This is a genomic window from Pseudomonas sp. R32 (genome assembly GCF_009866705.1).
Taxonomy (GTDB): domain Bacteria; phylum Pseudomonadota; class Gammaproteobacteria; order Pseudomonadales; family Pseudomonadaceae; genus Aquipseudomonas; species Aquipseudomonas donghuensis.
Map to the genome: position 1 here is coordinate 2,631,475 of NZ_CP019396.1, position 22,661 is coordinate 2,654,135.

General features: G+C 58.9%; 38 protein-coding genes. 34 read left to right on the forward strand and 4 right to left on the reverse strand.

Annotated features, from left to right (window positions below; genetic code table 11):
• Positions 1-258 precede the first annotated feature (258 nt).
• Together PspR32_RS12315 and PspR32_RS12320 are read right to left on the reverse strand one after the other, a co-directional pair.
• Entirely contained in the window at positions 259-450 is a 192-nt protein-coding gene (locus PspR32_RS12315; RefSeq protein ID WP_159388563.1) for a hypothetical protein, read from the reverse strand.
• 30 nt (positions 451-480) lie between these two features.
• On the reverse strand, positions 481-738 hold the full coding sequence (locus PspR32_RS12320; RefSeq protein WP_159388564.1) for a hypothetical protein: 258 nt from the start codon (positions 736-738) through the stop codon (positions 481-483).
• Positions 739-859: 121 nt separating this feature from the next.
• On the opposite strand from PspR32_RS12320, the gene PspR32_RS12325 reads away from it, so the two are divergent.
• The 3 genes from PspR32_RS12325 to PspR32_RS12335 all read left to right on the forward strand — a co-directional run bounded on the left by PspR32_RS12325 (position 860) and on the right by PspR32_RS12335 (position 2,242).
• On the forward strand, positions 860-1,171 hold the full coding sequence (locus PspR32_RS12325; protein ID WP_159388565.1) for a hypothetical protein: 312 nt from the start codon (positions 860-862) through the stop codon (positions 1,169-1,171).
• Positions 1,168-1,392, forward strand: coding sequence for a hypothetical protein (locus PspR32_RS12330; protein ID WP_159388566.1), 225 nt, complete (start codon positions 1,168-1,170; stop codon positions 1,390-1,392). Before PspR32_RS12325 ends, PspR32_RS12330 begins: the two co-directional genes overlap by 4 nt.
• 646 nt (positions 1,393-2,038) lie before the next feature.
• Positions 2,039-2,242, forward strand: a complete 204-nt coding sequence (locus tag PspR32_RS12335; protein WP_159388567.1) for a hypothetical protein — start codon at positions 2,039-2,041, stop codon at positions 2,240-2,242.
• A 48-nt stretch (positions 2,243-2,290) separates the two neighbouring features.
• Here PspR32_RS12335 and PspR32_RS12340 read toward each other — a convergent pair whose 3' ends face one another.
• Entirely contained in the window at positions 2,291-2,959 is a 669-nt protein-coding gene (locus tag PspR32_RS12340; protein ID WP_159388568.1) for an XRE family transcriptional regulator, read from the reverse strand.
• Positions 2,960-3,055: 96 nt separating this feature from the next.
• Between PspR32_RS12340 and PspR32_RS12345 the strand changes: the two genes are divergently transcribed.
• From PspR32_RS12345 to PspR32_RS12415, 16 genes are all read left to right on the forward strand, one after another.
• The gene (locus PspR32_RS12345) at positions 3,056-3,271 is read left to right on the forward strand and encodes a hypothetical protein (protein ID WP_159388569.1); all 216 of its coding nucleotides are present in this window, start codon (positions 3,056-3,058) and stop codon (positions 3,269-3,271) included.
• A 14-nt stretch (positions 3,272-3,285) separates the two neighbouring features.
• Positions 3,286-3,474 (forward strand): hypothetical protein, encoded by a 189-nt coding sequence (locus PspR32_RS12350; protein ID WP_159388570.1) that lies wholly within the window; start codon positions 3,286-3,288, stop codon positions 3,472-3,474.
• Between the two features lie 240 nt (positions 3,475-3,714).
• Positions 3,715-3,921, forward strand: a complete 207-nt coding sequence (locus PspR32_RS12355; RefSeq protein WP_159388571.1) for a hypothetical protein — start codon at positions 3,715-3,717, stop codon at positions 3,919-3,921.
• 19 nt (positions 3,922-3,940) lie between these two features.
• A complete protein-coding gene (locus PspR32_RS12360; protein WP_159388572.1) occupies positions 3,941-4,153 on the forward strand; it encodes a hypothetical protein in 213 nt (70 codons plus the stop codon).
• A 182-nt stretch (positions 4,154-4,335) separates the two neighbouring features.
• On the forward strand, positions 4,336-5,169 hold the full coding sequence (locus PspR32_RS12365) for a hypothetical protein (RefSeq protein ID WP_159388573.1): 834 nt from the start codon (positions 4,336-4,338) through the stop codon (positions 5,167-5,169).
• Positions 5,170-5,179: 10 nt separating this feature from the next.
• On the forward strand, positions 5,180-6,058 hold the full coding sequence (locus PspR32_RS12370) for a ParB/RepB/Spo0J family partition protein (RefSeq protein ID WP_159388574.1): 879 nt from the start codon (positions 5,180-5,182) through the stop codon (positions 6,056-6,058).
• Positions 6,058-6,909 (forward strand): DnaT-like ssDNA-binding domain-containing protein, encoded by an 852-nt coding sequence (locus PspR32_RS12375; protein ID WP_159388575.1) that lies wholly within the window; start codon positions 6,058-6,060, stop codon positions 6,907-6,909. Before PspR32_RS12370 ends, PspR32_RS12375 begins: the two co-directional genes overlap by 1 nt.
• A 74-nt stretch (positions 6,910-6,983) precedes the next feature.
• The gene (locus PspR32_RS12380) at positions 6,984-7,700 is read left to right on the forward strand and encodes a replication protein P (RefSeq protein WP_232531883.1); all 717 of its coding nucleotides are present in this window, start codon (positions 6,984-6,986) and stop codon (positions 7,698-7,700) included.
• Positions 7,700-7,855, forward strand: coding sequence for a hypothetical protein (locus PspR32_RS26175; RefSeq protein ID WP_174242296.1), 156 nt, complete (start codon positions 7,700-7,702; stop codon positions 7,853-7,855). The genes PspR32_RS12380 and PspR32_RS26175 overlap by 1 nt, the downstream gene beginning before the upstream one ends.
• Positions 7,852-8,478, forward strand: coding sequence for a hypothetical protein (locus PspR32_RS12385; RefSeq protein WP_159388576.1), 627 nt, complete (start codon positions 7,852-7,854; stop codon positions 8,476-8,478). Before PspR32_RS26175 ends, PspR32_RS12385 begins: the two co-directional genes overlap by 4 nt.
• Complete coding sequence (locus tag PspR32_RS12390; RefSeq protein ID WP_159388577.1) at positions 8,471-8,986, forward strand: hypothetical protein; 516 nt, start codon at positions 8,471-8,473, stop codon at positions 8,984-8,986. Before PspR32_RS12385 ends, PspR32_RS12390 begins: the two co-directional genes overlap by 8 nt.
• Positions 8,987-9,077: 91 nt before the next feature.
• Entirely contained in the window at positions 9,078-9,671 is a 594-nt protein-coding gene (locus PspR32_RS12395) for a recombination protein NinG (RefSeq protein WP_159388578.1), read from the forward strand.
• Complete coding sequence (locus PspR32_RS12400) at positions 9,656-10,288, forward strand: HNH endonuclease signature motif containing protein (RefSeq protein WP_159388579.1); 633 nt, start codon at positions 9,656-9,658, stop codon at positions 10,286-10,288. The genes PspR32_RS12395 and PspR32_RS12400 overlap by 16 nt, the downstream gene beginning before the upstream one ends.
• Positions 10,289-10,430: 142 nt before the next feature.
• Complete coding sequence (locus PspR32_RS12405; RefSeq protein ID WP_159388580.1) at positions 10,431-11,117, forward strand: hypothetical protein; 687 nt, start codon at positions 10,431-10,433, stop codon at positions 11,115-11,117.
• A gap of 189 nt (positions 11,118-11,306) precedes the next feature.
• Positions 11,307-11,816 carry a hypothetical protein gene (locus PspR32_RS12410; protein WP_159388581.1) on the forward strand — a complete coding sequence of 170 codons (510 nt, stop codon included), beginning with the start codon at positions 11,307-11,309 and terminating at the stop codon, positions 11,814-11,816.
• Between the two features lie 128 nt (positions 11,817-11,944).
• On the forward strand, positions 11,945-12,223 hold the full coding sequence (locus tag PspR32_RS12415; RefSeq protein WP_159388582.1) for a hypothetical protein: 279 nt from the start codon (positions 11,945-11,947) through the stop codon (positions 12,221-12,223).
• Here the strand turns inward: PspR32_RS12415 and PspR32_RS12420 are convergent.
• Positions 12,220-12,672, reverse strand: coding sequence for a hypothetical protein (locus tag PspR32_RS12420; RefSeq protein ID WP_159388583.1), 453 nt, complete (start codon positions 12,670-12,672; stop codon positions 12,220-12,222). The two genes, PspR32_RS12415 and PspR32_RS12420, sit on opposite strands and share 4 nt — an antisense overlap.
• Before the next feature lie 125 nt (positions 12,673-12,797).
• Here PspR32_RS12420 and PspR32_RS12425 point away from each other — a divergent pair, with 125 nt between their 5' ends.
• The 15 genes from PspR32_RS12425 (at position 12,798) to PspR32_RS12495 (ending at position 22,641) form a co-directional block, all read left to right on the forward strand.
• Positions 12,798-13,121: a peptidase M48, Ste24p gene (locus tag PspR32_RS12425; protein WP_100413161.1), complete on the forward strand. Its 324-nt coding sequence runs from the start codon at positions 12,798-12,800 to the stop codon at positions 13,119-13,121.
• A 1-nt stretch (position 13,122) separates the two neighbouring features.
• Positions 13,123-13,386 (forward strand): hypothetical protein, encoded by a 264-nt coding sequence (locus PspR32_RS12430; RefSeq protein ID WP_159388584.1) that lies wholly within the window; start codon positions 13,123-13,125, stop codon positions 13,384-13,386.
• Positions 13,387-13,447: 61 nt separating this feature from the next.
• A complete protein-coding gene (locus PspR32_RS12435) occupies positions 13,448-13,678 on the forward strand; it encodes an Acb2/Tad1 domain-containing protein (protein WP_159388585.1) in 231 nt (76 codons plus the stop codon).
• Between the two features lie 9 nt (positions 13,679-13,687).
• Complete coding sequence (locus PspR32_RS12440; protein ID WP_159388586.1) at positions 13,688-14,140, forward strand: proteasome subunit beta; 453 nt, start codon at positions 13,688-13,690, stop codon at positions 14,138-14,140.
• Positions 14,115-14,723, forward strand: a complete 609-nt coding sequence (locus PspR32_RS12445) for a putative metallopeptidase (RefSeq protein ID WP_174242297.1) — start codon at positions 14,115-14,117, stop codon at positions 14,721-14,723. Before PspR32_RS12440 ends, PspR32_RS12445 begins: the two co-directional genes overlap by 26 nt.
• Before the next feature lie 31 nt (positions 14,724-14,754).
• On the forward strand, positions 14,755-15,231 hold the full coding sequence (locus tag PspR32_RS12450) for a DUF2280 domain-containing protein (protein WP_159388587.1): 477 nt from the start codon (positions 14,755-14,757) through the stop codon (positions 15,229-15,231).
• Positions 15,206-16,525, forward strand: a complete 1,320-nt coding sequence (locus tag PspR32_RS12455) for a phage terminase large subunit family protein (RefSeq protein ID WP_159388588.1) — start codon at positions 15,206-15,208, stop codon at positions 16,523-16,525. The genes PspR32_RS12450 and PspR32_RS12455 overlap by 26 nt, the downstream gene beginning before the upstream one ends.
• A gap of 2 nt (positions 16,526-16,527) precedes the next feature.
• Positions 16,528-17,907: a DUF4055 domain-containing protein gene (locus PspR32_RS12460; RefSeq protein WP_174242298.1), complete on the forward strand. Its 1,380-nt coding sequence runs from the start codon at positions 16,528-16,530 to the stop codon at positions 17,905-17,907.
• Positions 17,907-19,001, forward strand: a complete 1,095-nt coding sequence (locus tag PspR32_RS12465; protein ID WP_159388590.1) for a hypothetical protein — start codon at positions 17,907-17,909, stop codon at positions 18,999-19,001. Before PspR32_RS12460 ends, PspR32_RS12465 begins: the two co-directional genes overlap by 1 nt.
• Positions 19,002-19,036: 35 nt before the next feature.
• Positions 19,037-19,513 (forward strand): DUF6998 domain-containing protein, encoded by a 477-nt coding sequence (locus PspR32_RS12470; RefSeq protein ID WP_159388591.1) that lies wholly within the window; start codon positions 19,037-19,039, stop codon positions 19,511-19,513.
• A 97-nt stretch (positions 19,514-19,610) separates the two neighbouring features.
• Entirely contained in the window at positions 19,611-20,399 is a 789-nt protein-coding gene (locus tag PspR32_RS12475) for a DUF6651 domain-containing protein (RefSeq protein WP_159388592.1), read from the forward strand.
• Between the two features lie 102 nt (positions 20,400-20,501).
• The gene (locus PspR32_RS12480) at positions 20,502-21,482 is read left to right on the forward strand and encodes a major capsid protein (RefSeq protein ID WP_159388593.1); all 981 of its coding nucleotides are present in this window, start codon (positions 20,502-20,504) and stop codon (positions 21,480-21,482) included.
• A gap of 49 nt (positions 21,483-21,531) precedes the next feature.
• Positions 21,532-21,888, forward strand: a complete 357-nt coding sequence (locus tag PspR32_RS12485) for a hypothetical protein (RefSeq protein ID WP_036995745.1) — start codon at positions 21,532-21,534, stop codon at positions 21,886-21,888.
• Positions 21,888-22,256, forward strand: coding sequence for a hypothetical protein (locus tag PspR32_RS12490; RefSeq protein WP_036995744.1), 369 nt, complete (start codon positions 21,888-21,890; stop codon positions 22,254-22,256). Before PspR32_RS12485 ends, PspR32_RS12490 begins: the two co-directional genes overlap by 1 nt.
• 1 nt (position 22,257) lies before the next feature.
• A complete protein-coding gene (locus tag PspR32_RS12495; RefSeq protein WP_159388594.1) occupies positions 22,258-22,641 on the forward strand; it encodes a hypothetical protein in 384 nt (127 codons plus the stop codon).
• The last annotated feature ends 20 nt before the right edge of the window (positions 22,642-22,661 follow it).

A 22,661-nucleotide genomic window follows, 5' to 3' on the forward strand; every position in this document is an offset into this window, starting at 1 on the left:
TCTGCATCGGGGTGTGATCTGGCCGGTACTGATCTCCGGCTTGCGAACCATGCCGAGGTGAACGGCTTGCGCCTACCTCAATGCCAGTTATTGCGACCCAGTACCGCGCGGGCATATGAAACTACTTAGCTGGTGTCGATCGTTCGCGGGAACTGTTTGCTTTCAAACCTGCGCATCAGCCTGCGCATTCAGATCACACTCCGATGCAGCCTGCGATGGGGAGCAGGGCATCGGGCCGTCTTTCCGGCTGTCAGGGAATCAGTGCGAGCCGAACCGGCGGTGCATTTCCTGCTTGGCTACTGCGCGGGAAGCGAAATGTCCTGGCAGATTTTCCTGAGCCTCGATGTCGAAGATGACAAACGGGGCGAACTGGCCGTCCCCTTGAAACTCAGGACCATCGGGATCATCTGGTCTCACAGCGCCGTCAACTGCGTAGCGATCTTGGTTCATCGTCTTGCCCTCCAGGGCGGTTGATTTGGGTTACTCGGCTTCCAGCTTCGCGAGCTCCGTCCGGAGCTTCTCGATGCGCTCTTGCTTCGCCCTGGCTTTCGAGTCTTCGGCGACTGCAAAAAGGCTTTCCAGAGCGCGCGGGTCAGCCATGGTCGCTACGATCAGCCGACTCACATACTGGCTTAATGCAGCCTCCAGGATTGGGTTGCCCTGAGACCTGCTAATGGCATCACACAGCGATGCCAGCTCTGGCGTGTCGGGCTTGATACTGATCCTTCGTGCTTCCATGGTTCTCTCCAGTGGATTCCCAATGCCGCCTCATAGAAGCGGCATCAGTGAATCGTTGGTGTTTGTGATGGCTATTTGCTGCTGGTAATCTCGGGTAAGGTGAAAATCAGAGGCTAAGGCCATGGACCCGAAGAATCTCGCGGTACTGATGCAGCTCAAGCAAGCCATGGAAAAGGCGAACCCTCCTGCCATTCCTTCTCCATTCGAACCGCCACCACCGAAGAAGCCCAAAAGCGGCTGGATCGTCGCGAACTGCCGATTCTGCAAAACCACCAAGTTCAGCTATCGGGCTGACTGGGTTAATCCCCCAGTCATGTGTGAGGGTTGTCGCAACGAGCGCAAGACTCGCTACAAGCCTGGCGAAGGCGACACCCTTTACTCAGCGACCAAGGTTTTCCATGGAGGCTCGCCAGGTTCGGGAAAAGGGAAATGACCGAGAGCCACAAAGAGCTGATTGAGCGTCTAAAGCGAGCTGTCGCCAAAGTGCAGCGCGAACTTGATTCAATGCCGCCAGGCGAGGGCGGCGGCCTGGTTACCGAAATTCAAACATTGGAGCAGCGCATCAAGCGCGAGGAGCTTCATGCGTTATCTGGCTATCGGACTCCAAGGCGACCAGTATCTGGTGGCGCCCCGGGCTCTAATCGCCGCAAATGATGCTTTCCGCATAACCCTGTCAGGGGTATCTGGAGAGCATCCTGCCCGCTGATAACGGGCAGGTAATCTCTACTCCTTGCATAGGCCAACGGTCGCTTTCCCGTCAGTGACTTTCAGCGCGACACGGGATCACGGTCCCAAGGCCAAACGCTTACTCACCACCACGCAGCCTCTCCAGCTACGCCCTCCGATGAGGTCTCCTATGCCCAGCGCCGACATGAGGTCGAATCGCTGCGTACCGTTGCGCGGTACGTCCGCTGGCTATGCATCGGCCAGCTCGGCGTCCATCTGGTTGTTAAAGAGCGGTGGCCGGTTGAGGGCCTCCGCAGTCCCTGGTGGGTGACTGCGATGGGGTGAACTATACGAATCCTCATAATCCCAGTCAATACGGTTTTGCATAATTTTTCGAGTGGGTATGAAAAAGCCCGCACTTGGCGGGCTCTTAACGTATATGTCAGATCAGTTTACTGGGTCGTAACCCTGTACCCACATATTGAAGGTGTGCTGGGTCGAATTCCGGAAGCTGTCACACCAGGAATACGGGGCGCAGCTGAAGGTTCCCCTGATCGCATATTTCCCATCACCAAGGGACTGCTTGAACACCTGGCCATTGAGGAATCCGATCTGACTAGTAGGGTACGTTTGAATGAAGGTGTCGTTAGCTGACATAACCTTCATGCGAGTGACCATCGATGCACCTTCAATGGCCCGCGCCCACATGGCTGAACACTGTTTCTCCCCGCTGCACACCGGTGTTGGCTGGACATTATGGAGCAGCATGTCAGGTTTTTTTGGCGGAACAGCACAACCTGAAACGAACGATATCGCCAACGCGGCGAGAGCTACATGACGCATGGTTTCCCTCCCAGGGTAAATACTCAAAACAACTTGTTGAATTTCAACCTATCCCGCCACCTCTCCAGATGACCTTTCCGAGGAAGGGCATGTCATGCAAAGCAGCCTCACTGACAGGCTCATCTGGGTATGAAATTTTGTCCGGGTTGTCGCTGCGAATCACCCAGGAGCCGGTAAGCTGCTGGCTCAATCGCTTGATGCTGTTACCGCCATCTGGGCGACGGATAACGTACACCTGCTTGTCTTTGGGCTCCACCTTCGATGTATCGAAAAGAACAACATCACCCTCAAAAATATAGGGCTCCATGCTGTCCCCGTCGGCGTAGATAACAAACAGGTTCTCGGGCTTCGAGTTCATGCGCCTGATCCACTCGCGCTTGAAGGCCAGGCCTTCGGTTACCTCTACGTGTTCATTGAGGTAACCATTGCCGCAGGCGCCGCGAGCTGTGAACTGGGGGATCAAAGCGTATTCCTTTTCGCTCGGGGAGGTTAGTTCTCGCGTTTTTTCCTCGCCGCCGCCGAACAGAAGCCAATCGGGAGAGACGCCCAGCGCCATGGCAATAGGTTCAATAGTGCTCTTCCTTGGACTCTGACTTTCCCCGGAGAGGATCCTATTGATTGTGGGTTGTGGCACCTTGGCCCGCCTGCCCAGCTCACTTTCATTCAAGCCAAGCTCTCGCAGTTTGCTGCGGAGCCTATCTGCCACGCTCATAAAATCACCATACAAAAACGTATACGAGGAATTGTATTGCTCCGGGCTATCAGTTTCCGTATGATTTGATATGCAAAACTTCATAGGAGGACGGCCATGACAGTCCAAATGATGCTGGTACGCCTTTTTCAGCTTGGGCTGTCTCAGGCGCAGATCGCCAAAGACTGCGATACCACGCAACCGACCATCTGCAGAGCAGCGAAAGGCGGCGCAGATGTTCGCTACGAACTGGGAAAGTCGATCGAAACCCTGCTCAGCAAAACAGAACGAGCCGCAAAAAAGTCGGCTGAACGCAACCAGAAAGCAGCTTAAGGAGCAATCCCCGCATGTACGCCAACCGCAATCACCTGCATGACCGCGAGATCAAGGTCCGGGTCGATGAGGACACGTTTGAACTGATCCAGGCGCTGGCGAAGTTCCATCGCACCCAGCGGGCAGTGCTCTGCCGCGAACTGCTGGAGGCTCAGCTGGCCGCCCTAGCTTCGGAGAATAACGGCGATCAGCACGTGGCCTGAAGGCCCGTAGGAGGCCCCATGCCGAGCGAAGAAATCGGATTGGACCAGGGGCAGATGGAACAGCTGGAGCGAGAAGCGATGCGACGGGGCGTAAGTCCCGAGACACTCGCCGCTGAGCTGATCCGTCGTGAGCTGGCCAACCGAACCAAACCCCGCAGTCCGCGGGGAACCGTTACACCGTTTCACCGAAAGGCCTGAACAGGCCCTCATCCAGACACGTAGCAACCAGGGGAACACCTGATGGCCTATGACGACAAAACCCACCGCCACGACCACCAGGTCAAGGTCCGTCTGGATGACGAGGATTTCAACGAGTTGAAGGGGTATGCCCTGGAGCTCAAGGCTCAGCACAGCGTATTGGCCAGGGAAATCATTCTGGCCGCGCTGGCGTTCAAGAAAGAGCACGGGCATCTGCCGCTGATCAACGAGAAGAAGGCCAGGGCCTGAATAGGTCAGGGGAGGGCGAATGCCACCTGCAAATGACGCAGTACCGAAGCAGGACGTAGAGGTTGCGCGCTTCAGGGCGCACGACTTCGAGGACCTTGAGGCCTGGGCCGAAGAGGTAGGGATCAGCACCGACCAACTGGCCGAGCAGATCTTGAAGAAAGCTGCGCAGTTCTTGTCGCAGCGCGTGAAACCCAAGAGCAACAACGTGGTGCCGTTCGCGGCTCCAAGGTAACCGCCAGATCCCTAATTAGGGACTGGCAGCAAGAGCCCCTAAACAGGGACTGGCATCCGGCGCGAAGGCGCGCCACGAAACGATCAAGCGCCAAACGTGGCGCAAAACCAAAACCGCAAATCGCGGGCGCAAAAAAACCAGGTTCACGGCCTAGTCATTTGCGATACATAAGGAAAATCTACATGGGCAATTTAACCCAAAACGCCGTCAACGTAAACGGCCCACAAATCACGGTTGAGCAAGTTACGCCTGAAATGGCTCGGGCCTGGCTGGGTGCGAACGTCGGCAATCGGCCAGCGAGCTCGGCGCACGTGGCAAAGCTGGAGCGTGCGATCCGCGATGGGAAGTGGAAGATGACGGGTGACCCGATTCGCTTCTCCACCGGGGGCAGCCTGCTTGACGGTCAGCATCGACTGACTGCGATCCTGCAATCTGGTGAAACCGTTCCTTGCGTAGTTATGCGTGGCCTGGACGAGAGCATCTTCGACGTACTCGACAGCGGCAAGAGTCGCCAGAAATCGGATGTCCTCTTCGTGCAGCTCGGCCTGCCCGTTGAAACCTGCAAGATGCTTGCGACGGCCACCACGTGGATTATCGACTACGAAAAGGAGCAGTACGGCTTCCCTGGCAAGGCTGAGAAGTCCGAAGTATTGGACTTCGTTAAACGAAACCCACTGGCGATCGCCGCAGCCGAGTATGCCCAGGCACTCCCTCGTCAGGCGCCGGTGCCTCGCTCCGTGGCAGCGATGTTCTATTACTACGCCAGTCAAAATAGCCAAGCCAAGGCAGAGCGCTTCCTTGAGCGGTTTATGGTCGGCGCTGTCGATGGCGCGACGGATAACCTGCTTTATCTGCGCAATCGCTGCGCCGCAGCAACTCTTGATCGTCGCCCGATTCACCGCAGTCAGATTCTGCGCGCCCTGATTCGTATCTGGAATGCGGAGATGCGCGGAAAGCCTATCAAGCACTCCCAGAACGCCATGCGAACCGACGACGCATTCCCGACCTTCATCTGAACAGGATGGGGTGGGAAACCGCCCCTTTATCCATATGGCTGATCAAATTATTCAGTGCCAAGCCTCGCTGATCAAGGTCGAGAACAGATTCCGCAAGGACTTTGGCGACATTGAAAGCCTGGCCAAAAGTATCGCAGAACTTGGCCTACTGCAGCCTATCGGCATCGACTCCGGGTATCGCCTGGTTTTCGGTGAGCGTCGGTTGCGGGCATGCCTTTCCCTGGGCTGGCAGAAGATCCCAGTCCGCACCGTTCACATCGAATCGATCCTCAAGGGCGAGCTGGCCGAGAACGAATTTCGCAAGGACTTCACCCCATCCGAGCGTGTTGCCATTGGAGAGGCTATCGAGCGTGAGCTCGGCGACAGAATGGGGCGCCCACCCGAGGAAAGTCCGGAAAATTTACCGGACTTTCCGAAAGGAGACACCAGAGACATAGCCGCAAAGGCTGCTGGTTTTGGTAATGGCAAGACATATGAGCAGGCCAAGCGTGTAACCAATGACGCTGCGCCGGAGCTTGTCCAGGCAATGGACGAGGGCCGCGCATCTGTGTCAGCGGCGGCTTTGCTTTTGACACTGCCAAGAGACCAGCAGGCCGCTGTTGCCTCTGGCGATAAGAAGGCTATCCAGAGAGCCTCAAGGGACGCCAGGTCGTCGCTCAGGCCTACTCCTGCGGCAACTGATCTGGTTCTTACCGTGATCACTCAAATGGAGCTTTTAGCCCGCTATCTGGAGCGCAACGAGGTGGATTCGAGCTGCCTGCATGACCTGCTGGCTGCAGATCTGCGTGAGTGCGATCCGTCTGTGATTTCCAGGCTGTCTGCAGCCGCATCGCTGATGGCTTCGCTCGGGCGAATCGCCGAAAGCTCCCTCATGAAGGAGGCCGCCTAATGGCCCGTGCACGCAATATCAAACCTGGCCTGTTCAGCAATGAACTGTTGGCCGAGCTTCCTGCCTTCGACCGCCTGTTGTTCATTGGCATGTGGTGCCTGGCTGACCGGGAAGGGCGCCTTGAGGATCGTCCCAAGCGTATCAAGATGGAACTGTTCCCCTGTGACGACTATGACGTTGATGCAGGCCTATCCCGCCTGGCTGTTGCCGGATTCGTCAGCCGCTACCAGGTGGAGAGTTTCTCGGTCATCGAGATCGATAACTTCCAGAAACACCAGAACCCACACGGCTCTGAAAAAGACAGCGTGCTGCCAGATAAAGATGGGTATCTCACCGTTAACGAACGGAAGAAGAACGTTGTTTTACCCGGTAAGCAACGCAAGGTTCACGTTAAAGAACAGGTTTTTAACGTTAACCCACCGTTAGAGCCTGTTAACCCAACGGCCAATAACGCCCTGATTCCTGATTCTCCGAATCCTGATTCACTGATTCCTGAAGAAGATCAACACAACACTCAACGCGCGGAGCAGGAAAATTCCGCCGACCCAAAGGCGCCCTGCGAAATGACCCTTGAGTGGGTTCCCGATCAGAAGCTGCTGAAGGCCTACGCCGCGCGCATGGGCATTCCTGTTGACCGCTTCACTGCCGAGGCCACTGCCGCTTTCGTCTGCCACTACTCGGCGTCGTGCCGCGTAGAGACCCAGGCGTCCTGGGTGAGCCTGCTGGTGAAGTGGGTGAAGCGTGACTCAGTATCGGCGAGCAACATTCGCCAGTTCCCACTCCGTCGACAGGTGAACGGCCCTGACTTCGATGGTCGCGACTGGGCCGAAAACATGGACGGTGTCCTGTGAGCAAGCCTAAGCCGCCGAGAAGCGCGGCACAGCTCATGAAGGCAGCCGGGGCAACCGATGACCTCCCGGGCGCAATGGCTGGCTACAAGCCGCCACCAACGCCCGTGATGCCAAAGACTTTGCCGCCTGGCACGGTTGACGTCGTCAACGCGCTTTTTAAGGAGCTGCAGGCCATCTTCCCGGCTTGGAAGCAAGCGTGGCCGACCGACGCCGCACTGAACACCTCCAAGCGCAGCTGGATCAAAGCGTTCATCGTGGCCGAGATAAACACTCTGGAGCAGATCCGCTTCGGCATAGAGCGTTGCCGATCACTCGGCACAGACTTCGCACCGAGTGTCGGCAAGTTCATCAAGCTTTGCCAGCCGACACCGGAAATGCTCGGCATCCCGTCACACGACAAAGCCTTTCGCGAGGCGCTGGTGAACGCCCATCCGAGTCGGTTCGGGGGTCGAGTTTGGTCGCACCAAGCGGTTCGTCATGCTGCGCTGCAATGCGAGATGCACAACTTGGGCGACCTTATCCCCGAGAAGGCCAGCAAGGTATTCGACAGGGCCTATGACGTCACCATCCGCATGTTGATGCAGGGCAAGCCGCTGGAAGACATCTCTATCGGCATCGGCCACGACAGCCAGAAGAGTCAACTGGAGCTGGCCGAAGAGTACGCAAGCCAGCGCCAGGCGAGGCTGCTGGACCTCCAGCAGATCCCATCGAGCTCCGCCGCGTGCCGTGCACACCTGCTGGCCAAGTTAAACATCAAGCGCGCCGGGCAGCCGGTTGTGGAGGGGGTGTGATGAATTCCCTGTGGCTGGCCTTTGTCTTCGCGTTGTGTGCGATCGGCGGATGGGTTGGCGCGCACGAGAGCATCAAGAACGACTGCGACCGCATTGGTGGCTTCTACATCGGCAACACCACTTACAACTGCACCATCGGGAGGGCCAGGCCATGAACATCGACAAAGCAAAGCTTCAGCCCCTGCTGTGGGCAGTGGTAGGTGCATGGAGGGCCGGCGACCAGGATCTGCACCTGCGCACCGATGCTCTGGATGGATTCCTTGGGGAGCACACCGTGGAGGAGGTGGCCCTTGGCTTGCTCGCTGAAGTGGAGCGGCTGGAGGGTTGCGAAGAGGTGTTGCGCAACCTGGTCAGCTATGTCGGGGCTGATGCTTACAGCGCGTCTGAAGTCGCCCCCGAAGTGTTTGCCCGCAAGATCATGGACGGCATCAACATCCTCAATGACCCGCTGGCACAACTTGCCGAGAAGCGTGGCGCGGAGCGCGACCAGCTTGCAGCCGACAATGAAAGCTTGCGTGGCAGTTGCAAAGCAATGGGCTTGGATATGGGAAAGCTCACCCGTGAGCGGAACTCGTTCAGGCGTAGCGCCGAGAAGCTCAAGGCCGAGAACGAGGTGCTGCGCAAGGATGCCGAGCGATACCGGTGGCTGCGAGATGAATGTGGCGTGGTTGCTTACAAGGAAATCGCGGGCTCCATTGGTCCAGGCATGTTGCCATCTGGCGAAAAGCTGGAAGCGGCGATAGACGCCGCGAAGGAAAGGGAGGCCTGCCATGTCTAAGCCATCCAAGCCACGGCCTATGCCTGTTTACTTGGTCCTACGCCGCTTGCTAGACCCGGCCACCGGTAAGGAAGTCGCCGCGTTTGTACCGTCCTCTGACGCCGACCGGTCGATCCTGCGCGAGCGGGACTTCCGTATCAACACCAAGATCCGCGCCGACCTCAAACAGCCACGCAACCCACGGTTCAACGGATTGGTGCACGGCCTGGGCCGGGTGCTGAGCCAGAACATCGACCGGTTCGCGGGGAAGCAGTCCCATGACGCCATCAAGGCCCTGCAGCTGGAGTCTGGCGTGTACTGCGATGAAGAGCAGTTCGACATCCAGGGCCTGGGCCAGCTCACCCGCAAGACGCCACGCAGTCTCTCCTACGACTCGATGGGGGAGGAGGTGTTCCAGGACTTCTGGCGCCAGTGCTGCGCCTACCTGGTGCTGCATGACTGGCCGACGCTCACCGAGGAGCGGTTGACCGAGATGGCTGAATTCGAAGCGTTCAGGGAGGCGGCATGATCTGGATTATCGCTCTGGTTTTGGCATTGTCTGGCCAGCCGTTTGCCGCGGTCATCGCCTGCATGATCGGCCTGCTTATGGGGGCAAATTAATGCGCGTATCTCTCAAGGAAGTGAAGCAGAAGACCTGCAAGGCGTGCGGCGGGAAGTTCCGGCCATCGCTGTCGACGCAGAAGGCCTGCAGCGTGAAGTGCGCGCTGGCCATGGCGCCGGTGAATCACGATAAAGCCCGGAAGGCCATCGACCAGCGCAAGCGCCGCGAGATCAAGGTTCGCAAGGAGGGGCTCAAGACCCGGGCGGACCATGCCAAAGAAGCCCAGGCCGCGGTCAATCGCTATGTCCGGCTGCGAGACGCGCATCTGGGCTGCATCAGCTGCGACAAGTCAGCCGCATGGCAAGGGCAGTGGCACTGCTCGCACTTCCGCAGCGTAGGCGCGGCCCCGCACCTGCGGTTCAACCTCTGGAACATGAACAAGTCATGCAGTGCCTGCAACAACTTCCTGAGCGGAAATATCGTGGCCTACCGGCCTGCACTCATCGAGAAGATTGGTCAGGAAAAGGTCGATTGGCTGGAGTGTAACAACCGCTTGGCGCGCCACGACATCCCGTACCTGAAGCGGATGAAGGTTGTATTCACTAAAAAAGCCAGCCGGCTGGAGGCTCGAATCCAATGCAATGCAGCGTGAAAGATTGCGGGCAAGCCGCAAGATATAAGGCCGCTCAGCTGTGCCAAAAGCACTACTTCCGCGTCAGGCGGAATGGGGATGTCGAGAAGCTTCCAGCGAGCCGAATTCAGCGCGTAGTCACGCCAAACGGTTACGTGCGTATCTGGGGCCCAGAGCACGCCCTTGCTGATCGCAACGGGTATGTGTTCGAGCACCGCCGAGTCATGTGGGAAGTTGTCGGTCCTGGATGCCGAGATTGCGAGATCTGTTCCAAGCACGAGACCTGGCTGACTTGCCATGTCGACCACATCGATGAAAACCGTCAGAACAATCAGCGAGTCAATCTCCGGGTCCTATGCCGGGGCTGCAACGTTAAGCGAGGCTTCAAGCCGGAAAGCTACGAAAGGCGGGGTCGGGCCGGACTTGTTGAGTTCGAAGGCAAGAGGCTGACGCCGGCGCAGTGGGCCCGCGATCCAAGGGTCAAGATCAGCGGAGCGACCATCATCCGAAGAAAGCTGGCAGGCATGTCCGACCATGACGCTCTGTTCGCGGAGAAAAGAACGCATAACGGGAATAGGCGGCCCATCAAGGCCGAGTACCGGGCAAAGATCAAACAGCTGAAGGAGGCTGCAGCATGACCCCAGCATGGGCGTTTTTCATTCTGGCCGTGATGCTTGTGGCATCCGGTGGGGCTTTGGCCTGGGGATCGGCCTTGGCGCGAAAGCGTAGTTACGAAGAATTCATTGTGAACAAGAACAGCCGGAACAAGGGGAACCGACCATGAAAGTAATCAGCGCTCGCCAAGTCTGGCACGACGCACTTCACGAAAACCGCGCCTCCGCCCTGGCTGTTGCCGCTGAACAGGCCGCCCTGGGCAAGAAGGGTGGCGCTGGCGACGTGAAGATCATGGTGATGCTGGAGAACCATGACGGGCAGGAGGTGTGCAAGGTGTACGAGGTCCGCAAGGAGGGGGTGCAAGAAACTCGACCTGGTCGCCGCCTCACCAACGACCGCTGTGCGCACATGCTGACCGCGGGCCTGGTGATTCAGGCGATCGACTCCCTGCCGAAATCGCTGCGCCACCTGGGCAATTTCCTGTACTCGCCCGTGGCCAGCGGTAACGACCTCAGCATATCCCATGGCCTGGTATGGCTGGGAAGCGGCCTGGAAGCGCTCACAGACCGAAAGAAGCAGCGAGCCTACTGGATGGCTATGGCCGCGCTCCAATCGCACAAGACGCTCGTTCACGGCGGCGAGGCGATGGGGCCGGGAGCGGTATGCATGTTCGTCGAGGATCGAACCGGCGAGAAGATGAATCCGCAGAACTGGGCCAGGGATTGGCAGGAGATTTGGGAGGCGCTTTGTAATCACGTTGACAAGTTGGACAAGCAGGCTCTCAAGCCAGTTGCTGCGGTCGTTCAGCGGCTTCGTGATCGTGAGGAAGAGGAAGCAGAAATAGCAGCTTGACCATTTGAGGAGTGTTCTGGCAGTATTTCGCCATCGTCATAATTTCGCCTAAGGCGAAAACATTCAAGCCCGGCCCAAAAAGCCGGGTTTTTTATTGCCCCCGAGAGGGCCTCAAGAGTCCCGGCTATTGCCCCGGTTTTTTTGTTGTCCAGCGCTTATATACTGCTCTCCAAACTAAGAGGGCATGGCATGTATACTTTTTTTCATGCGGACAGAAATGCGTCGCTAAAGCCAGGTCAAGAATTGGATGTCGATCATCGAGGGCTATCAATTTTTGGATCGGTCTATTGGTCTCAAATCCAAGTGGTGCCTCCTCCCGGCTCAGACTCTGCCGTGATACGAGAGTATTGCGCTGAAAAGGCATTGGACATTGTTGGCTTTCCCTGGTCGAGGCATTGCTCGATATTTGCAGCAGAAACCGTTGAACAAGCAATTGATTTTGCGCGTTCGATCAAGCCAGTTCCTGACAATCCGATTCCCATCTACGAGATTGTTGCAAGCCGTGCGTCAAGGCATGACGTGACATGGCTAGACTTCGAGGCTAGCTTAGAGGCTCGCATTGAATATGCCTGCGCATACTGGCGCATGCAGGAGTCGAATCACCAACCAGAAGAGGGACCGCGCAAGTTGCCTCAATGGGAAATCCTTATCCCCCTTCCAGCTAGGGTTGGTGCGCAAGTAGCGACAGTCTGCTTTTAGGGTTCGTTGCTTTTTCAGGGGCCTCGGCATTTGCCGGGGCTTTTTCGTTTTCGGCTCCACCACACCCATCGCTCCAAGCTGGGAGTGCCACTGGGGCTGATTTAAACCCGCAGGTTCTGGAGTCGAGCATGAAGAGCGAATACCGCTGCCTTGTTGAGGCGATCATCTGCTGCGAGCAGAAGCTAAAAGAGGCCAAGGCTCTTCAGCATGATGCTCAAGAGAGGCTCACCCAGGCAAACGTCTTCGTGGAGCATCAAGAATCCAGTCTCCAGGAGAGCGAGAGGAAGCTGATCGAACTGGAGTCGAAGATTCTTGCCCAAGAACCGCCAGGGCTGGGCGACGAGATCAAGGAGATCAACGCCTCTCTGAAGATCATTTGTCGCGAGGTCATGCGGCCAGAGGTCTAAAGTCCCATTGGCTTGGTAAGCAGCTGTACTCCTATCGAGAGAGCTTGGTTAAGGACTTCCGAGGCGACGGTCTTCGCGCCGGATTTCGTGGCTTCAGAGAGTTTCTCGCCGAGAGTCTCCGTCCCCAGAGATGGCTTGGGTACGTGCTTCAAAGCCTGTAGCCCGTAAGGCGTGAGCACATAAACGAAAATGTTTACAGGGGCGGCTTTGTTCGTGATGAACCCCGCGTGCACGAGCCACGCTAGCGTAGCTTCGAAAAATTCTGTCTCTGGGTCGCGCTCACCTTCAGTGACGGCACCCCCTGAAATAGGGTCGTACTCAAGATATTTTACGACAGAGAGGCCGGCGACATCTGGGCCCACGCTCGATGGAATGGGAAATCGCTCATACAGAAACGCGAGTATGTCAGCGCTCATTTCATCGAAGCGCTCAATGTTTGTTTTTGCCATGGCTCCGTGTCTTGTCTAGCCGTAGGGGTGACGACGATAGCACGGAGCCATGTTTTTCTTCTTTGCACACTTGCCCGATCCCTGAAGGGGTCTCAATCGGGCCTTTTCTTCCAAGGACACCCCTTATGGCCGAACCAACAAGCACTGCCGCCAGCGTAGTGCTGGGAAAATACGGGGTGGTGATGGCTGCATTCATCGGCTCGATTCTTTCGCTTGGCTTCCTGAAGGATCTGACCCGCTTCCAGGCAGCGACCGCTGTTGCCACCGGCTTCGGCTTCTCGGTCTACCTGACCCAGCCCGTCACCGCCTGGCTTGCCCCCAAGCTTGAGCTTGCAGTGACCGATGACCTGCTGTGCGGCGTGGCCTTCGTGCTGGGCCTTACAGCCATGAACATCATCCCGGCAATCAAGGCTGCCATGGGGTCGTTCGTCACGGCTCGAGGTGCCTGATATGAACAACATCCTGGTTTCAGCGCTGACTGCCCTGGACGTGTTTCTGTGCGTTCTAGTGGTGGCCGCCGCGTGCGACTACCTGCGCAAGGTTCGTCCAGCGGACCAGCCGCTCTTGAGCATTGCGTTCTACCTGGTTGCCATCGGCGGATTCGGGGCATTCGCCACAGCCCTGCAGGGGCAATGGGTGAATCCATTCGGCGCGATGCTTCATGCCGGTGTTGTCGCATATGCCTGGGCCCGACGCGGTCACGTGTTCAGTTGAGTCGCGCCACACATTCAAGGTGCGCCGTTTCGTGGCGCGACAACCCCCAGAGGAATCACCTATGGACAACCAGCACAAGAAAATCACCGGTTACCGCGACCTGAGTCAGAGCGAGATTGACGGCATGAATTCGATCAAGGCCCTGGAAGCGGGCGCCGGCGAGCTGTTCAAGCAGATCGGGCAGATTGAGGGTGTCGACCCACGCCTGCTGGCTCTGGCTAAGACCAACCTGCAGCAGGGCTTCATGTGGTTCGTGCGCTCGATTGCCAAGCCTGCTGATCCGTTCTGCTGAGATCTCCCCATGACTACCATCGCCTACAAAGACGGCGTGATCGCCTACGACTCTCGCCAGACCCGTAACAGTGCAATCGTTTCTGACGATGCCCCGAAGCGCCAGGTTGTCGACGGCGTCAGCTTCTTTCTCTCTGGCGCCGTATGCGATGAGAAGGCCTTGATCGCCGCGTACTTCGGTACTCCATCGGCAGTTCCTGTGGAGTGCTCAGGCTATGTCGTCGATGGCGACAAGCTGATGATGGTCGGTCATGACGACAAGACGGGCATCTGGAGGCAGGATCTCGACCCGACCAACCCCGACGCCATTGGCAGCGGTGCCCCATATGCCCTGGCTGCAATGGACATGGGTGCAAGCGCTGAGGAAGCGGTGCGTGCCGCGATGAAGCGGGACATCTACACCGGCGGGAAGATCAGAACCCTGAGGCTTGACCAGCATGCAAAGGCCAATACCTCCACGTGACCTGATCGAGTCGCCCTGGCTGATCCTTCGGCCAGCTCCTGATGTGTGGGAGTGGATACAGCAGGAGATCTTGGCCGTCACCGGCAGTATCCACAACGAAGAGCACGCGCACCTGATCGACGCCAACATCGGCGTGCTCTGGGCATCCTCTGGATTCGCCAAGCAGGGCCGGGTGGTGCTGGGCCAGGCCGAGCAGGTCATGTTCCGTGCCGGTGGCTGGCAGAAAGCTCGCCAAGAGCAGCAGATGCGGGACTGGTTCGGCGAGGAGCCGGATTACCTGATCACCCTGGCCGCTGACTACTGCGCCCAATGCACCGACGCTGAGTTCTGCGCCCTGGTCGAGCATGAGCTCTACCACATCGCCCAGGCGACCGATCAGTACGGCGCGCCCAAGTTCACCCAAGAAGGTCTCCCCAAGTTGCAGATGCGCGGACACGACGTTGAAGAGTTCGTCGGTGTGGTTCGTCGCTATGGGGCAGGGGAAGGCGTTCAGCAGCTGATTGACGCTGCAAGCCGGCCGCCTGAGGTGGCCAAGATCAACATTGCGAGGGCCTGTGGAACCTGCCTGCTTAAGTCGGCTTGATGTTTGACAGGCGCTTGACGGAAAACAATCTATGGCAGCCCTGAGCAACGAGGTGAAGGCCTTCATCGTTCAGGCGTTGGCCTGCTTCGATACACCGTCTCAGGTGGCAGAGGCCGTCAACAAAGAATTTGGCATTGAGATCAGCCGCCAGACGGCGGAAAGCCATGACCCCACCAAGCGGCAGGGGCGCAACCTGGCCAAGCGCTGGGTGACCCTGTTCGAAGACACTCGGAAGCGTTTCCGAGAGGAGACGGCAGAGATCCCCATCGCCAACCGAGCGTTTCGCCTCCGCGGGCTGGGCAGGATGGCTGAGAAGGCCGAGAGCATGCGCAACTTGGCGCTGACTGCCCAGCTGTACGAGCAGGCAGCCAAGGAATGCGGCGACATGTACGTCAACCGCAAGATAGAACCCGACAAGCCCCTGGGCTCCCAGGCGGACCAGCAGCACGCTGTCGCTGAGTACACCCTGGAGCCAGACGAGAATGTCCCCGCTACCCCGTACCTATGAGGCACCGGTCAAGCTGACGCCGAAACAGGCAAACATCTACGTCTGGGGATACCAGCGGAATGCGCGCTTCCGTGACGCGGTGTGCGGTCGCCGATTTGGCAAGACCTTCCTCGGGAAGGCAGAAATGCGCCGCGCTGCCCGGCTGGCTGCTGAATGGGGTGTGAGCGTCGAGGACGAGATCTGGTACGCCGCCCCGACACAAAAGCAGGCTCGCCGGGTCTTCTGGCGCCGCCTGAAGCAGGCCATACCCCGCGAGTGGAGAGACTGCAAGCCGAACGAATCGGACATGCTGATCACGCTCAAGAGCGGTCACTTGATACGCTGCGTGGGCTTGGAGAACTACGACGACCTGCGCGGCTCCGGCCTGTTCTTTGTCCTGGTGGACGAATGGGCCGACTGCAAGTGGGCTGCCTGGGAAGAAGTCCTGCGGCCGATGCTCTCGACCTGCGAGTACGTCGTCCCTGGAATTGGTAAGTGCAAGGGCGGTCACGCTCTGCGCATCGGCACGCCGAAGGGGTTCAACCACTGCTTCGACACCTACCGCGACGGCCAGCCCGGCGGAGAGCCTGACCACAAGAGCTGGCTCTACACCTCGCTGCAGGGCGGCAACGTTCCAGCCGAAGAGCTGGATGCGGCCAGGCGGAAGATGGACCCGCGTACGTTCCGGCAGGAGTACGAGGCCAGCTTCGAGAACTACGCCGGCGTCGTCTACTACACCTTCAGCCGCAGCGAGAGCCGGACCAGCGAGCGCATCAAGCCCGGCGAGGCTCTGCACATCGGCATGGACTTCAACGTCATGAAGATGGCTGCGGTGGTCTACGTGGTACGCGAAGGCCTGCCACTGGCCCTGGATGAGTTCCATTCGGTGCGCGACACGCCCGAGATGATCGAGAAAATCAAGGCACGTTTCCCTGGGCATGGTATCGCGGTCTATCCCGACGCCAGCGGCCAGAACACCAGTAGCAAGAACGCAAGCGAGTCGGACCTTTCCCTGCTGCGCAAGGCTGGGTTCACGGTGATCGTGGACAGCCAGAACCCAGGAGTAAAAGACCGCGTGAATGCCGTCAATGCCATGTTGCTGAACAGCTACGGCGAGCGCCGCCTGAAGGTCAACACCGATCAATGCCCGCAGTTGACGCTGTGCCTGGAGCGGCAGACCTATGACAAGCATGGCGATCCCGACAAGGACCCCAAAAAGGGTCACGACCACATGAACGACGCCGCCGGCTACTTCATCGCCAAGCGGTACCCGATCAACGTCGATATGACCGTTACCCAATCCCTGAGAATGTGACCATGAGCGATAACCCAAGCATCACGCTGCCCGCAGTCGACGCCATGCGCGCCTACTGGGCCGTGATCACGCCGCTCATGGGCGGGACGATGGCCATGCGAGCGGCGGGCAAGACCCTGCTGCCGCAGTATCCGGCCGAGGATGACGATTCCTACAAGGAGCGTCTGCGTCTCTCGACTCTGCTGCCGGCCTATTCCGAGACGGTTGGCAATATGACCTCCCGGGTGTTCGCCGAGCCGCTGCAGGTCGGTGACGATGTGCCTGAAGCTATCCAGGTGATGGCCAAGGACATCGACATGGCCGGTAACGACCTCAACTCCTGGTCGGTGGAGTTCTTCCGCGAAGGCCTGAGCCAAGGTCTGTGTCATGCGTTCGTTGATCACCCGCCTGCTGAGGGTGTTCGCACCCAAGCAGATGAGCAGGCTGCCGGTGTGCGGCCCTACGTCGTCCTGGTGAAGCCTGAGCAGGTTCTGGGCTGGCGCTCCAAGGGCGGGGTGCTCACCATGATCCGCTATATCGAAGTGGTCGAGGAGGAGGAGGGCGACTTCGGCGCCAAGTGCGTCGAGCAGGTCCGCGTGTTGGAGCCAGGCAAGTGGCGGACCTACCGCCGTGCCGAGAAGGGCGGTGCATGGGCGCTGCATGACGAGGGCACCAACAGCCTGACCAGCATCCCTTGGGTGACGTTCTACACCGGGCGAACTGGCTTCATGACTGCCAAGCCGCCGCTGCTGGAGCTAGCTCACCTCAACGTCAAGCACTGGCAGAGTCAGAGCGACCAGGACAACATCCTGCACGTCATCCGCGTGCCGATTCTGGTACGGATCGGCGTGCAGCCGATGTTCAACGACCAGGGCCAGCCGGTACCGCCAGAGTTCAAGGTCGGCACCGGTTCTCTAACCGATCTGCCACCCACCGGCGACCTAAAGTACGTCGAGCACACCGGGCAGGCTGTGGAAGCTGGCCGGACAGCGCTGCAGGACCTGATAGGCGAGATGCGCATGGCCGGAGCCAAGCTGCTGACCCCCGAAAAGGCTGCCACCAAGACTGCCACACAGGCCGAAGAGGAGGCAGCACAAGAGCTTTCCCCGCTGGCGCGCATGGCGAACCACTTCGGCGACTGCCTGGCCCAGCTGCTGCAGTACATGGCCGAGTATCGCAGCCTCGGCGAGGGTGGCGCGGTCGAGATGCGCGGTAACTTCGATGTTGACTACATGCCGGAAGTCTCGCTGCCGACCCTGGTGGCTATGGCCAACGCCGGCATGATCTCCAAGGAAACGCTGTTCACCGAGATGCAGCGCCGCGGCGTGATCAGTGACGAATACGACTGGGACGAAGAGCTTGAGAAGATCGAGTCCCAAGGCCCTGCGCTTGGTGCGCTGTGATGAAGACGGCCAACGAGAGGTTGCTGGATGAGCTGATCGGGCATGAGGTTGACCTTTCCAGGCTGAGCAATGGCCAGGTCAGGGCGATCATCAAGATTCTGAACAGCAAGGACGCCGAGCTGCGGGCTGCACTCATTGAGGCGATCGACAATCTCGGTACCGATCTATCGGCGCCGGCAGTGGATAGGGCGCTGGCTGAAGTGCTGCGCCTTAACCAGGCCACATTCGTCGAGATCCGTCAGGCGATGGACCAGGCCACCGACAGCCTGATCAGCTACGAACTCGCCTTCCAGCAGGGCGCGCTGCGAGCAGTTCTGCCTGCGGTGGTGCAGGAGGCTTTCCCCGTCGTTGCGCCAGTGTTCAGCCGGGTCAAAGCAATAGCTCAGGCCAGGCCATTCCAAGGGCGTCTGCTCAGGGAGTGGATGGCCGGCATTGAGGCGACCCGCGCCGCTGCCGTTCGCGATGCCGTCCGCGCTGGCGTGGTTGAGGGGCGCACGACTGCCGATATCGTCCGCACCGTCATGGGTACCCGGGCACAGAACTACGCCGATGGCATCCTGCAGAAGTCCAGGCGCGAGGTTGAGGCAGTCGTCAGGTCCGCCATATCGCACACCGCTGAAACGGCCAGCGATGCCGCCTACGAGGCCAACAGCGACATCATCAGCCATGTTGAATGGCTCAGCACCCTAGACACGCGCACATCGACCGATTGCCGCATCAGGGATCGCCTGCCTTACACCTTGGGTACTTACAAGCCGATCGGGCACAAGATCCCGTGGCTAGCTGGACCTGGGCGGATTCACTTCTGCTGTCGGTCCACCAAGCTACCGATCCTGAAGAGTGCATCCAGGCTTGGATTCAGCGACAGCGCCACACGGGCCAGTATGGACGGCCAGGTGCCGCAGTCGACCACATACGCGGATTGGTTGCGTCGTCAGCCGGCAGTGCGCCAAGACGAGATTCTCGGACCGGCGCGAGCGCGGCTAATGCGGGAGGGCGAGTTGAAGCTTGAAGCCTTCTACAACGACAAGGGCAAGTTCCTGACATTGGATGAGCTGCATCAGAGGCGGATATTTAAGTCGATTGGTTCTTGAGATAGCCTGCTACCTTCCAACTCGGATGGTTCAGCATGAGTGAACAAATTCAGAATCAAATTTCCGGTGCTCTGGAGCAGCTGTTCAGTGCGGTATCTCAGCTGCAGGCTGCTTATCCAGGCAAACCGTTCACGCTTGACGGCAGATTGGTTGGCGACATAGGGGAGGTTGTCGCGAGCCTAAACTATGAGCTCACGCTGAATGAGGGCCTGACAAAGCACCACGATGCGATCTCTGACGATGGGCGGAAGGTGCAGATCAAGGCGACGTTTAGCAAAAACCTGACTTTTCCGGTGCATCACGTTCCTGACTACTACCTTGGAATCAAACTATATCGGGACGGTACTTTTGAAGAAATCTATAACGGCCCCGGGTATCTGATTAAGGAAGAGTTAAAACGGCGTGCGCCGACAAGCACAGGATTGCATGGCGGCCTTATGAGTCAGCTCATACGTATCAACAAAGATGTTCCGGAAGATCAGCGAATACCCAAACGCAAACTTTCAACATAACCCGCTTCGGCGGGTTTTTTTCTGCCTGCAGTTCGGATGAGCGGGGCGCAATTGGGCCGGAAGGCCTGCCAATGGGCGGATGCCCGGAGAACGATCCATGAAGCTCAAACTTGACGACAACGGCAATGTGGTCCTGCAGAACGGCCAGCCGGTCTATGTTCACGATGACGGCAAAGAGGCTCCATTCGACGCTGCTGCTGCCGTTACCAAAATCTCGGCATTGAACCGTGAGGCCCAGGGGCATCGCGAGGCCAAAGAGGCAGCTGAGGCCCGCGCCAAGCTGTTCGAAGGTATCGAGGATGCCGAGGCCGCGATCAAAGCGCTGGAGACCGTCAAGAACCTCAAGGAGGGTGATCTGGTCACTGCCGGCAAGGTCGAAGAGATCAAGTCTGCCGCCAAGCGCGCTGCTGAAGAGCAAGTTGCAGCAGCTGCCAAAGCGGCCGCAGAGCGCGAGAAGACGTTGCAAGGCGACTTGGAAAAACTGCAAGGCCAACTGCATGGCGAACTCATCGGAGGGAGCTTCAGTCGGTCGAAACTGATCGCGGAGAAGTTCGCGATTCCAGGTGACCTGGTTCAGGCCCGCTTCGGTCAGGCGTTCAAGATCGAAGAGGGCAAGGTGGTCGCCTACGACCAGGCCGGCAACAAGATTTTCAGTCGCGCCCGCCCAGGCGAGGTGGCGGACTTCGACGAAGCGCTCGAAGCCCTTGTCGATCAATATCCCTACAAAGACCAGATACTCAAAAGCTCCGGTGCAAATGGCGGCGGCGCACCTAACGGCAGCCACACTGGCGGCAAGCCACCTGCAGGTAAGGGCAACTTTGGCGGCAACAAAGAAGACCGCCTGCAAGCAATCAAATCGCAGTTCCCTGATCTAGCCCAGCCCTGATCAGACTCTGGCTGTCATCCCGGATGGGGTACGGCGCACCTGGGCGGATGCCCGACAACCATTCATTGAGCCCATCCGGGCAACAGCTATAGGAGCTCCAACATGGCGCTTTCCGATATGGAAGTGTTCAACACCTACTTCATGCCTGCGACCATCGAGACGCTGGCGCAGATGGTCGAGCGGTTCAACGCCGCATCCGGTGGCGCGATTCTGCTGACCACCGACGGCTTTGACGGCGACTTCCTGCAGACCAGTTTCTACGCTGGCCTGGCGGGCGCGCGTCGTCGCGTGAACCGTTACGGCAACAACGGCAACGTGAACGCTGTCGACCTGACCCAGCTCAAGCACAACACCGTCAAGGTCGCGGGCGGCTTCGGCCCGGTGCGTTATGAGCCATCCCAGATGACCTGGCTACGCAAACCAACTGCCGAGGGCGTAGAAGTGGCGTCCCGCTACTTCGCCGAATCCCTGCTGCAGGACCAGCTGAACACTGCCATCGCCGCGTTGGTGGCAGGCATCGGCAACCAGGGCGCTGCCGCGGTCGTCGACGTGTCGGGCACCAAGAAGGTGGACTACATCGCTGTGAACGACAGCCATGCGCTGTTCGGCGATCACTCCAGCCAACTGATCGCCCAAGTGATGGATGGCGCCCAGTTCCATGCCTTCGTGGGCCAAAACCTCACCAACGCCGAGCAGCTGTTCAAGTCTGATGCCGTCCGCGTTGTCGACATCCTGGGTCGCTTGGTTGTGGTGACCGATGCTCCTGCACTCTACAGCGCTGCTGTGGCCGATCCGGCCGCGCCGGCCAAGCGTCGAGTGCTATCCCTGGCCCAGGGGGCAGCCACTGTCCACGATGCCCGCGATCTGATCTCGAACATCGAGACGAGCAACGGCAAGGAGCGCATCGAGACCACCCTGCAGATCGACTACAGCTTCGGCGTAGGACTCCGCGGTTATGCCTGGGATGTTGCTAACGGTGGCGCCTCGCCGGACGACGCGGCTCTCGCCACCGGCGCGAACTGGGACGAGGTCGCGACCAGCATCAAGCACACTGCTGGCGTCATGGCTATCGGCCAGGCCTGATCAATCAAAATGATGCGGCCTTTCGGGGCCGCCTACCTCGGAGACTGACATGTCCGAAAAGATCATTTACGAGCGCCATCCGGTGACAGCCGAGCGCAAAGCCGACCTGCGTCGGAAGGGCTACAAGATCATTGATGTGAGCTTTGCGCCGGCCGACTACGAGAATCCTGAGCCGATCAAGGTCGCTAAGCCCAGCGATAAACCATCTCTCGATGCCTTGAAAAAGGCCTTGGACGAGAAGGGCATCAAGTACGACGGGCGTGCCGGAGCTGCTGCCCTGCAGAAGCTGCTCGACGACGCCATCAAGGTCGAGGGGCTCAAGGCCAGTCTGACTGAGAAGGGTATCCAGTTCGAGCTTGACGCCAGTCTGGAAGATCTGCAGAAGCTGCTGGGCGAGGCCGTGTGATGACTGCCTACGTCAGCATCGAACAGGTGGATGCCCTGCTGGGAGCCGACTGGGCGCCCGATGAAAAGAAGCCGCGCGCGGTGCTGATGGCCAACACCTGGCTGACCAACCTGGGGCTGCCTGCGTTCGACCCAGTGCCTGACGATGTGGTCCAGGCTGGCGCAGAGATTGCCCGGGAGGCTGCCGCTGGCAACATATTTGCGGCCAAGGAAACCGGGGTGCTGAGCAAGTCGGTGGATGCCGACGGAGTTTCCAGCAGCAAAACCTACTCGGCGTCCGCCCGAAAGATCAGCGCCGGTGAGTCATTCGCCTTGGCGCTGCTGAGCCAATACCTGGGTACCGGCCAGGCCAAGATAGTGAGGGGCTGATATGGGGCTTCGAGACGAGCTGCAGGCCGACATGGCTGAGGCCTTTAACACTGACCTGGCTGATGCTGTTAGTGCGGTAGAAGGCAGCAGGGCGGTGAAGGGTGACTACGACCCCGCAATTGGTGGCGCCCCAGGGACAACTGTCTTCTACACCGGGCGCGGCGTGTTTGGGCAGTACAAGGCCAGCGAGATCGACGGAGCGCGCATTCTGGCTTCGGACGTTCGCCTCAAGGCCCTCCAGAACGAACTGTTCATGCAAGAGGGCGGGGTGGTCACAGCTATCTCCGCGGTACCGGCCATCAACGACCGCATCAGCGGCTACCGCGTGGTCAACGTCGGCCAGGACGCCGCCAAGGCTACCTGGACCATTCAGCTGAGGAAGTGACAATGGCGCGCGGATCGCAC

Coding starts and splice junctions, on each gene's coding strand:
- PspR32_RS12315 (WP_159388563.1), bottom strand. CDS start 450: ATGAACCAAGATCGCTACGCAGTTGACGGCGCTGTGAGACCAGATGAT.
- PspR32_RS12320 (WP_159388564.1), bottom strand. CDS start 738: ATGGAAGCACGAAGGATCAGTATCAAGCCCGACACGCCAGAGCTGGCA.
- PspR32_RS12325 (WP_159388565.1), top strand. CDS start 860: ATGGACCCGAAGAATCTCGCGGTACTGATGCAGCTCAAGCAAGCCATG.
- PspR32_RS12330 (WP_159388566.1), top strand. CDS start 1,168: ATGACCGAGAGCCACAAAGAGCTGATTGAGCGTCTAAAGCGAGCTGTC.
- PspR32_RS12335 (WP_159388567.1), top strand. CDS start 2,039: ATGAAGGTGTCGTTAGCTGACATAACCTTCATGCGAGTGACCATCGAT.
- PspR32_RS12340 (WP_159388568.1), bottom strand. CDS start 2,959: ATGAGCGTGGCAGATAGGCTCCGCAGCAAACTGCGAGAGCTTGGCTTG.
- PspR32_RS12345 (WP_159388569.1), top strand. CDS start 3,056: ATGACAGTCCAAATGATGCTGGTACGCCTTTTTCAGCTTGGGCTGTCT.
- PspR32_RS12350 (WP_159388570.1), top strand. CDS start 3,286: ATGTACGCCAACCGCAATCACCTGCATGACCGCGAGATCAAGGTCCGG.
- PspR32_RS12355 (WP_159388571.1), top strand. CDS start 3,715: ATGGCCTATGACGACAAAACCCACCGCCACGACCACCAGGTCAAGGTC.
- PspR32_RS12360 (WP_159388572.1), top strand. CDS start 3,941: ATGCCACCTGCAAATGACGCAGTACCGAAGCAGGACGTAGAGGTTGCG.
- PspR32_RS12365 (WP_159388573.1), top strand. CDS start 4,336: ATGGGCAATTTAACCCAAAACGCCGTCAACGTAAACGGCCCACAAATC.
- PspR32_RS12375 (WP_159388575.1), top strand. CDS start 6,058: ATGGCCCGTGCACGCAATATCAAACCTGGCCTGTTCAGCAATGAACTG.
- PspR32_RS12380 (WP_232531883.1), top strand. CDS start 6,984: ATGGCTGGCTACAAGCCGCCACCAACGCCCGTGATGCCAAAGACTTTG.
- PspR32_RS26175 (WP_174242296.1), top strand. CDS start 7,700: ATGAATTCCCTGTGGCTGGCCTTTGTCTTCGCGTTGTGTGCGATCGGC.
- PspR32_RS12385 (WP_159388576.1), top strand. CDS start 7,852: ATGAACATCGACAAAGCAAAGCTTCAGCCCCTGCTGTGGGCAGTGGTA.
- PspR32_RS12390 (WP_159388577.1), top strand. CDS start 8,471: ATGTCTAAGCCATCCAAGCCACGGCCTATGCCTGTTTACTTGGTCCTA.
- PspR32_RS12395 (WP_159388578.1), top strand. CDS start 9,078: ATGCGCGTATCTCTCAAGGAAGTGAAGCAGAAGACCTGCAAGGCGTGC.
- PspR32_RS12400 (WP_159388579.1), top strand. CDS start 9,656: ATGCAATGCAGCGTGAAAGATTGCGGGCAAGCCGCAAGATATAAGGCC.
- PspR32_RS12405 (WP_159388580.1), top strand. CDS start 10,431: ATGAAAGTAATCAGCGCTCGCCAAGTCTGGCACGACGCACTTCACGAA.
- PspR32_RS12410 (WP_159388581.1), top strand. CDS start 11,307: ATGTATACTTTTTTTCATGCGGACAGAAATGCGTCGCTAAAGCCAGGT.
- PspR32_RS12415 (WP_159388582.1), top strand. CDS start 11,945: ATGAAGAGCGAATACCGCTGCCTTGTTGAGGCGATCATCTGCTGCGAG.
- PspR32_RS12420 (WP_159388583.1), bottom strand. CDS start 12,672: ATGGCAAAAACAAACATTGAGCGCTTCGATGAAATGAGCGCTGACATA.
- PspR32_RS12425 (WP_100413161.1), top strand. CDS start 12,798: ATGGCCGAACCAACAAGCACTGCCGCCAGCGTAGTGCTGGGAAAATAC.
- PspR32_RS12430 (WP_159388584.1), top strand. CDS start 13,123: ATGAACAACATCCTGGTTTCAGCGCTGACTGCCCTGGACGTGTTTCTG.
- PspR32_RS12435 (WP_159388585.1), top strand. CDS start 13,448: ATGGACAACCAGCACAAGAAAATCACCGGTTACCGCGACCTGAGTCAG.
- PspR32_RS12440 (WP_159388586.1), top strand. CDS start 13,688: ATGACTACCATCGCCTACAAAGACGGCGTGATCGCCTACGACTCTCGC.
- PspR32_RS12445 (WP_174242297.1), top strand. CDS start 14,115: ATGCAAAGGCCAATACCTCCACGTGACCTGATCGAGTCGCCCTGGCTG.
- PspR32_RS12450 (WP_159388587.1), top strand. CDS start 14,755: ATGGCAGCCCTGAGCAACGAGGTGAAGGCCTTCATCGTTCAGGCGTTG.
- PspR32_RS12455 (WP_159388588.1), top strand. CDS start 15,206: ATGTCCCCGCTACCCCGTACCTATGAGGCACCGGTCAAGCTGACGCCG.
- PspR32_RS12460 (WP_174242298.1), top strand. CDS start 16,528: ATGAGCGATAACCCAAGCATCACGCTGCCCGCAGTCGACGCCATGCGC.
- PspR32_RS12465 (WP_159388590.1), top strand. CDS start 17,907: ATGAAGACGGCCAACGAGAGGTTGCTGGATGAGCTGATCGGGCATGAG.
- PspR32_RS12470 (WP_159388591.1), top strand. CDS start 19,037: ATGAGTGAACAAATTCAGAATCAAATTTCCGGTGCTCTGGAGCAGCTG.
- PspR32_RS12475 (WP_159388592.1), top strand. CDS start 19,611: ATGAAGCTCAAACTTGACGACAACGGCAATGTGGTCCTGCAGAACGGC.
- PspR32_RS12480 (WP_159388593.1), top strand. CDS start 20,502: ATGGCGCTTTCCGATATGGAAGTGTTCAACACCTACTTCATGCCTGCG.
- PspR32_RS12485 (WP_036995745.1), top strand. CDS start 21,532: ATGTCCGAAAAGATCATTTACGAGCGCCATCCGGTGACAGCCGAGCGC.
- PspR32_RS12490 (WP_036995744.1), top strand. CDS start 21,888: ATGACTGCCTACGTCAGCATCGAACAGGTGGATGCCCTGCTGGGAGCC.
- PspR32_RS12495 (WP_159388594.1), top strand. CDS start 22,258: ATGGGGCTTCGAGACGAGCTGCAGGCCGACATGGCTGAGGCCTTTAAC.